Raw genomic sequence first — 11030 nt, 5'->3', positions numbered from 1 at the left:
TGGCCTATTACCGGGGTCAGGTGGACGAGGTGTTCGCCTCGCCGGCCATTCGCAAAAAGCTCCAGGCCACCGGCGCCCACTACAAGATCAACCTTGCCTGCCGTCCGGTGGACGCCGTACTGGAGCGGCTTCGCCTGCTGGGCCTGACCTCCCCGGACAAGGCGGCGGCCGACTGGCTGGCCGCGCAGTGGCGTCGCAACCGGATGCGGGCGGAGGTGGCCGACGCGCACCGGGACGCAGAGGTGTACGGCGACGCCTACCTGCTGGTGTGGCCCGGGGAGAAGGACGGGGACGTGGACGTGTTCCACAACTCCCCGCTGACCACCCGGGCGTTCTATGACGAGGAGGACCCGCGCAAGGTCCGCTACGCCGCGAAGCTGTGGCTGCCCGCCTCGGGCCGGCTGCGCTCCACGCTCTACTACACGGACCGAGTGGAGCGGTGGGTACTGGTGGAGCAGCCGAAGCAGYGCGGCGAGGTGGACACGGACTGGGAGCCCTTCGGGGACGAGGACGAGCATGAGGTGGGGCACGAGCTCGGCGAGGTGCCGGTGTTCCACCTGCGCACCGCCCGGCCGTACGGGGTGCCGGAGCACGCCAACGCCTTTGGTCCACAGAACGCGATCACCAAGCTGGTGGCGACCCTGATGTCTTCGATCGACTTCCAGGGCTTCCCGCAGCGGTACGCGGTGGCCGGCGGCGGCGCGGATGACCCGGGTGGCTTCGACGAGGAGGACGAGGCGCTCGCCCCGACGGCAGAGCGTTCCACCCTGCGTGCCGGGCCCGGGGAGCTGTGGTGGCTGCGCAACGTGGACAAGGTGGGCGAGTTCCAGGCGGCGAACGTCGCAGCCTTCCTGGACCCGGCCACGGCGATGGTGCAGTGGATGGGGGCGACCACGGCCACGCCGGCGCATTTCTTCGAGATCAGCGGCGACGCGCCCAGTGGGGAGAGCCTGCGCGCGGCCGAGGCCCCACTGGACAAGAAGGTGGAGGAGCGCCTCGCCACCTTCGGCGACGCGCACGAGGCGGCCTGGCGCTGCGCGGCCCGCGCGGCGGGCCTGGGCGAGGAGGTGGAGATCCGGCCGGCGTGGGCGCCGGTGCGCAGCATTGACGACCTGGAGGGCTGGAACGCAATCCAGGCCAAGATCGACGCCGGGGTTCCCACCCGGCAGGCCCTGCTGGAGTCCGGCTACTCCGCGGAGCAGGTGGAGGCCTGGGGCTACCACCGCGGCGACGAGATCAAGCCGAAGGTCGACCTGCTGGTCAAGCTCGGGCAGGCCGTGCAGTCCCTCGGGGCCGGGGTGGCCCTCAACGTGATCAGCGCGGAGCAGGTGGAGCGCGCGGTAAGCGCCCTGATCGACGCCCCGGACGAGGACGCCAGTGCCTGACCAGGAGGCGCTGGACGCCGCGGCGCATGAGATGGGCAAGCTGGTGGACGCCACCACCGAGGCCGTCGCCGGTGAGCTGGCCGCGGGATTGGCTGGGTGGGCCACGGTGGCGGCCCGCGGGTGGCTGCGCGCGTTCGGCGCGCTGGAGGCCCCGGCCGGCCCCGGGGTGGTCGGGCTGCTGTCCTCGCTGCGTACCGCGCTGGCCGGAGCGTTCGCCGGTGCCGCCGATATCGCGACACGGGCACTGTCGGCCGCGTTGGTGCGTGCTCGCGCGCTCGGGGTGCGGCAGGCTCGTGAGCAGCTACCTCCAGGCGCTGATCCCCCCGTGCCGGCGCCTGGGGGTGCTACCCCCGGCGCGCGGGCCGCGCTGGCTCCCGTGGCCGCGATGGTGGGCGAGCAGCAGGTGGCCGCGCTGGCCCTGCTGCGGCCCGAGCTGGTGCGGGCCTCCGGGTACTCCGCGCTGGAAATGGCACTCGGGCAGGCCCGCCGCGCGGTCACCCGGCTGGAGACGCACACCGCCGTGGTGGTGGTCTCCGCGGTGGACGATGCCGTGGCCGAGGTCAGCCAGGCCGCCGGGATGCGCCGGGTGTGGGTGGCCGAGCGGGACGCCTGCCTGGCCTGCACGCGCCTGGCCGGAGTGGTGTGCGACGCGGACGGCACCTGGAGCAAGACCGCCACCTACGGCGACACCGCACCGAAGGTGGCGGGCGCCCTCAAGGGAGCACCTCGCCATCCCCGGTGCCGGTGCCACACCATCCCGTACGCGCCGGACCGGGACGCGGACTGGGCGGCGGCACTACGCCGGGAGGCGGTGCGCTCGGTGTTGCGCGGCTGGTCCCTGCCGAGCGAGTCAGGCGCCGCACGGGTGCGCGCGGCCGACAGGCTGCTGGCCACGATCTCCCCCGCCGGCGCCCCGGCCTCGGTGCGTCAGGTGGCTGCCCGCGCCGTACGCGAGGGCCACTTCCCGGGCCGGCAGGTCCCCGTAGCAACCCGCTGACCACCCGCCCGTTGGGCGCGACCGACATGAGAGGAGCACGCGATGGCAGACGAGGACGCCCGGCCCGAGCCGGAGGACGACGACACCGACGACGCCGGCGCTGAGGAGGGCAAGGTCGGCAGCAAGGAGGAGAGCAGGACCGACCCGAAGTCCGGCGGCGGGGACGACGACCGCGACGCGGACGCCGACGAGAACGCCAGCAAGGACGCGGACGACAACGGCGACGAGGACCGGCCGAGCGCGTCCGAACTGCGCACCCTGCGGGACTCCCTGGCCCGCACTCGGGAGGAGGCACGCCGCTACCGCACCGATCTGCGCAAGCTCAAGGAGCAGGTGGCCGCGGACAAGCGCAAGGGCGAGAGTGACCACGACAAGGCCCTGAGGGAGGCCCAGGAGGAGGCCGCGAAGGAGACCGAGGGGCGCTACAAGCCGATCATCGTCCGCTCCGCGGCCAAGGCCGCGTTCCACGACGCGAATGCCGCGCTGATCGACGAGAACGGCAAGCCGTCGGAGGGCAAGTTCGCGCGGCTGTACCGCCTGCTGGACCAGGACAGCATCGAGGTGGACGTGGACGGGGAGGTGACCGGCCTGGCTGACCAGGTGGAGGCGATCAAGGCCGACTACCCGGAGTTCTTCCCCAGGCCCAAGCCGGAGCCGGCGAAGCGACCGAAGGCCGACGCCGCAGACCGCAAGCCCGAGCCGGCCAAGGCCAAGACCTCGGCCGAGCGACTGGCCGCGCTGCTGGGCTGAGGGCGGCGGCCCGGTCGCTCAGGGTGCGGCCGGGCCGCCTCCGTTGGCGCTGGGGTCGACCGGCGGCGGACTCTGTGTGTTGATCGGAACTCGCGGCATGCGGCCGACGAACTTGCCGAGGACGAAGATGCCGGCGATCGCCACGGCGCCGCTCGTGACGATGAGGACGCCGTAGCCGGCTTGGCCGATGTCGCTGTAGTGCTTGGCGAGCGCCGAGAGATTTATGACGGCAGCGAAGCCTAAGCCGATCCCGGCTACACGAACACCTATCTCCGCCCAGGCTTGCCGGTACCGGTGACTCGCCTCACTGCCTGCCCGGCGGGTCCGCTCGCGGCGCTGTTCGATGAGGCTGTCGTGCTCGGCCTTCATGCGCTCCATGACGAACGCGCGAACCTCAGGGTCCTTGCGACTGAGCCTCTCAATAAGGCTGGCGTCATAGAGTCTTCCGACATCGAGCGAATCCAGACCCGGGACGGTGGCGGTCGATGTCTCATGGGAGGCGGTCACCGTCTTGGATCCTCATGACTCGTAGTAGTGTAGGAAGACTCCTCGGCCACGAGCTCACCGAAGCGTTGGAACTGACCGTCAAGTTCGTTTTCGATCTTAGTTAGAATTGCATGGAGGTTAGCCGAAACCTCGCCTTGATCAGGCTCGCGCGGCAGCGTAGGAGGYTGTGGCCTGACTGGGAGAGAGAAACGCAAAGCACGGAGCGCCGAACCGAGGATCTTTTTGAAAAAGCCTCCTTGCGGCGATGCGGGCCCGAGCGAATCCCGTTGACCGTCCGCATTCGACGGATTATCAGTCGACCCAATTTCGTCGACACTCGAGGTAGGTGAATACCGCCCCGCCTCGTCGGCAGATAGGAGCTGGATGCGCTGCCGCTCTCTGGATATCTCAGCGAGCAGCTCACCCTCTCCGGCCAGCTGCGCTGCGAGCCTCTGGCGTTCCTCAGAAAGCTTACCGAGAAGCGCACGTTCCCTTGCGACCTGAGCCCGCAGGAGTTGCAATTCCAGCGGTAGCCGATGGCGGTAATCACTTTCAAATTCAAACGAAGCGCGCCTAGCGCGCCGCCCCCCCACGTTTCCTCGCGGGGGCGGCGGATCGCTCGGCGGACTCTCCCGTGCACCCGTATCTCCGCCCCAAATAACGACCGAAACCGGCCCAGAGCCAAGACCCGGATTCCTGAGCACGAACGCCTCGATACGCCTCCGATGGAGCAGGGCTTCCGTTTCCTGCGGTCTATTTTGCCACGCAAAATGGGAGGCACTCCAAAGATTCGCCAGCTCCGCGAAAGGAGAGGTCGCCACCTCCATGAAAACATTTGAATCAACCAGGTTTACGCCTTGAGTACCAAGTTTACTCAAAAGGGTTCCGCGCCGAAAGACGGGATTTTCGGGAAATTCTTGATGTGCCACTCCAAGAATCTTTTCCCTCCCGTCTCTCAATGTGCCATCTTCGACACCGGCAATCACTTCAAACCAAATCTGCCAAACTTGCGGGAGATCGGGGAAATGAAATCCAGCCCTATCGAGCAAGCGACGAGTGTCAGCGAGATTCGGGTAGGCGGTGGCAAGCTCGGCCACCTCCTCGCCGGTGAACCGGTTCGCGCCCTGGAACCGAGTCCCCCGATCGACATCCGCCATGCACCCAGATTGCCACACTTGGTGCACGTCGTCACCATTGGGTCACACCCGCCCCGCACACCTTCCACTACCTCGACAGGGCCGCAACAGAGAGTTAGCATCACCGCCAGATCCGTGACGGATCGACGGYACGTCTCGCTGGCGCCCGGATGAGCGCGGCGAGCGGAGGCACCGGCACCACGGCTCCAGGTGGAGCGCACGGCAGGACGCCCGGATGGGCGAATCACTCACCCATCCGCACCGAAAGGCGCCCGCCGTGGCTCGCACGATCTTCGACGACTGGATTCCGGAGGAGCAGGACTCCGATGTCATCCAGCGCATCCGCCAGATGTCCGTGGTCGAGGACGTGGCGCTGCGCGTCCCGATGGGCACCGACACCCGCACCATCCCCCGCTCCGGCGGCGTGGAGGTCGAGGGCGTCGGCAAGGGGCAGACCTACGGCGAGGACGTCTCGCTCAACGACGAGGTGCTGCTGACCGCCCGCAAGATGGGCAAGGCCATCCGCATCGCGGATGAGGACCTCGCGGACTCCCCCGTGGCGATCATCCAGGTCAAGCAGCGGGACTGGGCGACCTCGTACGCCAAGTACCTGGATAACTCCACCCTGGGCTGCACCGGCGCGGAGAACGGGACCACGGTCCTGTTCACCAGCGTCTACCGGGCGATCCGCACCGATGACCCGGACGTCGGCTACGTGGCCAACAGCAACTACACCGCGACCGGGAGCGGCGGTCCCTCGTACGACGCGCTGTCCGAAACGGTCAACCTGGTGGAGAACTCGGACTACTGGGCCGAGGACGAGGTCCTCGTGTTCGCGCACCCGACCTTTCGGAAGAACTTCCGCGGCATCAAGGACGACTCCGGCCGTCCGATCTTCATCAGTGGCCGCGAGGGCACCCCGGACACGCTGTTCGAGCTGCCGGTGCGTTGGAGCATGGGCGCGCGGACCTCGGCGATCAACACCGCCCGGCCTGGCGGCAACCCGCTGATGATCGTGGGCAACCGGACCATGCTCAAGCTGGGCATGCGCTCGGGGCCGGAGTCCCGGATGGTGTCCGGCGACACCGGCATCGGCTTCCTGTCCGACGAGTCGATCCTGAAGATGCGCTCACGGCGCGGGTTCACGATCGGCCACCCGGGCGCTTTCGCAATCATGGAAGACACCCGCTGATGGCCACCCGGCAGGCCAGCGCCGAGACCCCTCGCGGCGAGAGCGCCGAGCAGGTGATCGCCCGCCGGGGACGGGACGAGCCCGAACGGGCCGGGCAGGCTCGGGAGTTCCGCCGGCAGTTCGTGGTGGACGCCCGCTCCTACGGCGAGGGCTTCGACCACGGCCCCAACCAGGCCGGCACCACGCATGAGGCCGTTTTCGCCGGGCTGCGCCCGGCCGGGGAGGCCCGCCTGGTCAGCGAGGAACCGCACCGGGACGGCCGGCACACCGTGCTCACCTACGCGGTGCCGGTGGAGCTCGCGGACCCGCGCGAGGCCGCCCAGGCCGAAGTGGAGCAGTCGTGACCCTCGATCACGGTCACGCCGGCGGCGCGCTGGYGGCCGGTGCCGGCATCCCCCTCCCCGGTGATGGGCGGGCCACCACGCTGTGGCGGGTCGAGCGCTGGGGCGCGGACGCCACCCGGTGGGCGACGCTCCGGCTGGACCGGGCGCCGACGGACCGGGACTTCGCGCGCCTGCGGGTGGCGCCGTACGCGGTGACCGAGCACCTGGGCAACGTGTTGTGCACCGCCGGGTGGACCAGGCTGCTCAACCTGGCTGGCGGCCTGGGCGGGCAGGCCTACGACAACACTCACACGCGCATCGGGGTGGGCAACGGCACCGTGACGGCGGGCGGGGGCTCGGTGCCGGCGGTGGCCGCGGACACCGACCTCGCGGCGGCCTCGGGCGCGGCCAACCGCTGGTTCCAGCTCGTCACCGCAAGCACAGGCGGACCGACGGTGGGCGGCACCGTGCCCAAGACGTTGACCTACGTGGCCGTGTTCGGCGGCTCCGACGGCAACTTCGCGTGGAACGAGATGGGCCTGGATGCCGGCACCGCGTCCGGCGCGACGGTGACCGCGCCGCTGCTCAACCACGCCACGTCGATCGCCCAGGGCACCAAGGCCGCCGGGCAGACCTGGACCGCCACCGCGACTCTCAGCTTCACGTAGCGGGGGCGGCATGGCCGACTCCAACATCAGCGCGAAGGACGCCGCCGACACCACCAAGACCCTCGACGCCCAGGATGTCGGCGGCGAGCTCCAGCAGACCGTCACCCTCGGAGACGGGATCACCCCGGGGCGCGTAGCCGGGGTGGACGCCGCGGGCAACCTCGCGGTGCGCGAGCGGGCCGCCAGCACCGGCACGCACACCAACGTCGCCGCCTCCGCCAGTGCGGTCACCGTCCTGGCGGCCAACACCGCCCGCATCGGGGCCGCGATCACCAACGAGTCCACCGCCACGCTCTACCTGCGGGTGGGCGCCGGCACCGTGACGGCCACGTCCTACACGGTCGCGCTCGGCCCCGGGGACTACTACGAGCTGCCCGCCCGGTACACCGGGATCGTCTCGGGGATCTGGTCCGCGGCCGACGGGGCGGCGCGAGTCGCCGAGTGGACCTGAGATGCCGCTGACCCGCGCGGTAACCGCGTTCGCCGGCCGGGTGGCCTCCGCGATCACCGCCCGCGTATGGGACACGCGCCTGCCCGGGGACATCGCAGCCCGCGCCGGGGTGCTCGCGGACGGAACGATCATCTCCGGCGAGGCGCCTCTGGCAATCTCCGGAGTCGCCGGAACCTCCACCGTCACGATCACCACATCCGCCAGTCACGGCTACGGCGCGGGTGACGTGGTGACCATCTCGGGCGTCACCGGCATCTCCGGCGTCAACGGCGTCCGCACCATCGCTGCGATCACCAGCAACACCGCCTTCACCCTCTCAGCCGCCACAGGGTCGGGCACCTACGTCTCCGGCGGCACCGTGCAGCGGGTCCTGGGAGGCACGGGGAGCTCCAACGAGGGTGTCTGGAACCTCCTGCTGCCGGACGGTTCCAGGGATGGTGTGGTCATCCGGGGCCGCGAAGGCTCCACCAAGCAACTGCTGCTGCTGCGGGACTTCCGAGGCGCGGCGATCTTCGGGGTGGGGCAGTTCGGCGGGGCGGGCCTGTACTCCGCCGATGCGAACGATCTGCTGTTCACGGCCGTCGGAGTGTTCGACCGCAGGTTCGCGGCGAACCCCTACGGCGGTGTGCGGATGGCCCAGGGCGACCCGGGCGGCGGGATCGACGTGCTGGCCCTGGGGGACGCCGACACCCCGCCGGGCTCGAATCCGGACGGCTCACATACGGCCGAGAACGCGTTCGCGACCCGCGCGGGCGTGGTGCTGTGGTCACGGGCCGGGCGGCTCATGCTGCGCACCTCGTCGGGGCACCAGGAGGAGCTCGGGGCGCCGTCGAGGCGGATCACCTGGGGCATCCATGCCTCCGGCAGCGCGTCCACCTTCCAGACGATCGGCTGCCCGGCGCCGGCGCTGACCGCGGCCACCGCGGGCGGCGCCGACACCATCGAGAGCAACTTCGCCATGTTCACGACGGCCGCGACCGCGAACAGTGTCGGCGGGGTCACGAGCCCGAACTACACCCACCTGCGCACCAGCTCGCTGCCGTACTTCTACGCGAAGATCCAGACGGACAACACCTCCGTGGCCAGTACCCGTTACGTGGTCGGCCTGGTCGCCGCGGACCGCTCAGGCGGCGCGGGCCCGGCCGCGAGCGGCGCGTCGACCGCCACGGGGATCTACTTCCGATACGACGCCGGGATCGACAGCGGGGCCTTCTGGCGCACGGTTACCTGCGACGGCACCAACGCCACCGTCACAGCCACCACCGCAGCCATCGCAGCGGTGACCACCTACGAGCTGCGCGCCGAGGTGAACTGGGCGGCCAGCGTGGTGCGCTTCTGGGTCGGGGACACCCTCGTCGCCACCCACAGCGCCACCATCCCGAGCGCGTTCACCCAGCTCGGCTACCAGGCGAGCGTGACCACCCTGGCGGCCACGGCCAGGCAGATCCGGGTCTCGCGCATCCTGGTCAACCAGCGGTAGGGGGCGGCTGTGCCCTTCCCTCTGATGCCGCGCTGGCGGTTCCAGCAGGTGGCTGTGAGCCTGGTGGACGCGGGTGCCGGCTCGGATGTCCCAGCCGTGGTCGCGGCCACCGGCCTGTCTCAGTCGGCCAGTGCTGGCGAGGTCCTGACCGCGGCCGTCACGGCCAGCGCGGCCGACGCCGCGACGGCGGGAAATGCCCTGACCGCGGCGGTGGACTGCTCGAGCGTCGACGCCGGGACCGGCACCCAGGCAGCGGGCGTTGCCGCCGGCGCCGGGCTGGTCGAGGCCGCTGCGGGCGGGGAGGCGCTGTCGGCTCAGCCCTCCCCCGCGGCCGTGGCCGATGCCGGCATGGCCGTCGACGCGCTCACCGCACTGGCCGGGTCCGGTACCACGGAGAACGCGGCAGGTGCCGATGCGCTGACCGCATCGGGTACGGCGGCGCTGGGCGAGTCCGGCGCGGGCACCGAGACGTTCGCGCCGCCGGGGGCGCTCCTCGCGCTGACTGATGCGGCGGTGGCCACGGACGGTCAGGACGTGGCGGGAATCGTCGTGGCGCTGACCGAGACTGCCGCCGGCGCCGAGATACTGACGGCGGCCGGTCAGACTGTCAGCGTCTCCGACTCCGGCGACACGGTGGACGTGCTGCGCGTGGGCACACCGATCGGAATCGCGGACGCCGGGGCAGCTGGTGAGGAACTGTCGGCCTCCGGGCAGGTGACCCCCGTCGATGCCGCCCTGGCCGCCGAGACCCTCGGCGCCGCGGGGACCGCGTCGGCCGCGGAGGCCGGGCAGTCAGTCGAGGCAGTGGAGGTCGCCGGCCAGGGCGACAGCGTGGACGCGGTCACCGCTGCGGACGCGCTTGCTCGGCAGGTGGGCTCGGACCTGCCCGACTCCGGTGCTGGCGGTGAGGCGCTCGCCGCCTCCGCGCAGGTGTCGCTGGCCGAGCAGGCAGGCGTGGTCGAGGTTCTCAGCGCCTGGCAGCAGCTGGCGCTGGCTGATCAGGGGTCCGGCGCGGACCTGGCCCTGGGTGCGGCGGAGGTCGCAGGGTTCCAGGCGGGCGCCGCCGAGGACACGGTCGCCGCCTCCGCGGCACCCGGCCTCGCCGACGCCGCGACGGCCGCGGACACGCTGGTGACAGGCCAGCCCCGCGCACTGTCCGACGGGGGCGCGGGCACGCAGGTGCTCACCGTGGCGCTGTCCGCCCCGCTGCCCGCCTCGGGTAGCGGGGCGGACAGCGCCACTGCCTCAGTCGGGGCGAGCCTCGGCGACGGGGCCGTGGGGGCGGACGGGCTGGTGGTCTCGGAGGCGGGGCAGCCCTCGCTGCTCGATGCTGGGGTCGGGACGGACCTGCTCGCGGTGGTGACGTCCGGGGCCCTGGTCGACGCTGGCGTCGGGGCGGACGGGCTGACATACGGGGTGGCCGTGAGGCTGGAGGACCTGGCCGGTGGTGATGCCGGACTGGCCGCAGGCGCGAGCGCCGGGCTCGACGACGCCGGGGTCGCCGGGCAGGAGCTCGGCGCGGCCGTGGACGCGGCACTGGCCGAGGCTGGCCTGGTCGAGTTCGGCGAGGCCGCCGGCGCCACAGCGGCGCTCGATTACGCGGCCGAGGGCGCCGCGGTGCTGGCGGACCCGGACGTCCGTCTGGACCTGACCGGCACGGCCAGCGCCGCGGACACGCTGTCCGGCGCGGGCGCGGTGGCGCTGGCGGAGGAGGCCGGAGCCGTTGCCGTGCTGGTGGCCGCCGAGGGTGAGATCACCGGCGACGTGGAGCTGTGGGTGGGCTGGCCCTGGACGCACTGCCAGGTGGGTGCGCCGTGGACCTGACCGGAGGGGCCATGCAGCCGCTGGAGGTGACAGCGGACAGCCGGGAGTACGTGCTGGTGCCGTGGGTGATGACGGCGGACGGGGTGGACGTGGACCCGGTGGCGCGCGGGATAGCCGCGGAGATGGCGTTCGTCCGGCCAGGAACGCTGCCGACCTCCGGGGCATGGGTGAGCGCGCAGTGGGAGTACGCCCTGGGCCTGTGGCACGCGCGGGTACTGGTCGGACCGGAGGGGACGGTGACCCTGCCCCGCGGCACCTATGACGTGTGGGTGCGGGCCAACGGAGGCATGCAGGAGCGGCCGGTGCGCCGCTCGAGCGGACGGGTGCGGGTGATCTGA

The 11030-nt window shown here is 71.3% G+C and carries 12 protein-coding genes; 10 read left to right on the top strand and 2 right to left on the bottom strand.

From position 1 onward, the window contains the following. The 3 genes from CcI49_RS03370 to CcI49_RS03360 all read left to right on the top strand — a co-directional run. A partial coding sequence (locus CcI49_RS03370; protein WP_158230703.1) for a phage portal protein occupies nt 1-1385 on the top strand: 1385 nt, incomplete at its 5' end. Next, a complete protein-coding gene (locus CcI49_RS03365; RefSeq protein ID WP_054565989.1) occupies nt 1378-2382 on the top strand; it encodes a hypothetical protein in 1005 nt (334 codons plus the stop codon). The genes CcI49_RS03370 and CcI49_RS03365, both read left to right, overlap by 8 nt. Nucleotides 2383-2424: 42 nt before the next feature. Further along, nucleotides 2425-3132: a hypothetical protein gene (locus CcI49_RS03360; protein WP_076824156.1), complete on the top strand. Its 708-nt coding sequence runs from the start codon at nt 2425-2427 to the stop codon at nt 3130-3132. Nucleotides 3133-3150: 18 nt separating this feature from the next. Here CcI49_RS03360 and CcI49_RS03355 read toward each other — a convergent pair whose 3' ends face one another. Then, nucleotides 3151-3639 (bottom strand): hypothetical protein, encoded by a 489-nt coding sequence (locus tag CcI49_RS03355; RefSeq protein ID WP_054565987.1) that lies wholly within the window; start codon nt 3637-3639, stop codon nt 3151-3153. Beyond that, complete coding sequence (locus tag CcI49_RS41400) at nt 3636-4775, bottom strand: effector-associated domain EAD1-containing protein (protein ID WP_131830996.1); 1140 nt, start codon at nt 4773-4775, stop codon at nt 3636-3638. The genes CcI49_RS03355 and CcI49_RS41400 overlap by 4 nt, the downstream gene beginning before the upstream one ends. A gap of 214 nt (nt 4776-4989) precedes the next feature. On the opposite strand from CcI49_RS41400, the gene CcI49_RS03350 reads away from it, so the two are divergent. The 7 genes from CcI49_RS03350 to CcI49_RS03320 are packed head-to-tail and all read left to right on the top strand — an operon-like array spanning nt 4990 to nt 11030. Then, nucleotides 4990-5946 (top strand): phage major capsid protein, encoded by a 957-nt coding sequence (locus CcI49_RS03350; RefSeq protein WP_241839866.1) that lies wholly within the window; start codon nt 4990-4992, stop codon nt 5944-5946. After that, nucleotides 5946-6290, top strand: a complete 345-nt coding sequence (locus CcI49_RS03345) for a hypothetical protein (protein WP_054565986.1) — start codon at nt 5946-5948, stop codon at nt 6288-6290. Before CcI49_RS03350 ends, CcI49_RS03345 begins: the two co-directional genes overlap by 1 nt. After that, complete coding sequence (locus tag CcI49_RS03340) at nt 6287-6937, top strand: hypothetical protein (protein ID WP_076824152.1); 651 nt, start codon at nt 6287-6289, stop codon at nt 6935-6937. The genes CcI49_RS03345 and CcI49_RS03340 overlap by 4 nt, the downstream gene beginning before the upstream one ends. A gap of 10 nt (nt 6938-6947) precedes the next feature. Then, nucleotides 6948-7388 carry a hypothetical protein gene (locus tag CcI49_RS03335; RefSeq protein ID WP_054565984.1) on the top strand — a complete coding sequence of 147 codons (441 nt, stop codon included), beginning with the start codon at nt 6948-6950 and terminating at the stop codon, nt 7386-7388. A 1-nt stretch (nt 7389) separates the two neighbouring features. After that, entirely contained in the window at nt 7390-8868 is a 1479-nt protein-coding gene (locus CcI49_RS03330) for a ubiquitin-activating E1 FCCH domain-containing protein (protein ID WP_076824151.1), read from the top strand. A gap of 9 nt (nt 8869-8877) precedes the next feature. After that, entirely contained in the window at nt 8878-10692 is a 1815-nt protein-coding gene (locus CcI49_RS03325) for a hypothetical protein (RefSeq protein WP_076824149.1), read from the top strand. Further along, a complete protein-coding gene (locus CcI49_RS03320) occupies nt 10683-11030 on the top strand; it encodes a hypothetical protein (protein WP_131830995.1) in 348 nt (115 codons plus the stop codon). Before CcI49_RS03325 ends, CcI49_RS03320 begins: the two co-directional genes overlap by 10 nt.

The sequence above is a fragment of the Frankia sp. CcI49 genome (genome assembly GCF_001983215.1).
In the GTDB taxonomy this organism is placed as follows: Bacteria; Actinomycetota; Actinomycetes; order Frankiales; family Frankiaceae; genus Parafrankia; species Parafrankia irregularis.
The sequence above is the reverse complement of the archived record's forward strand: the minus strand, read 5'-3'. Positions and strand labels throughout refer to the sequence as shown.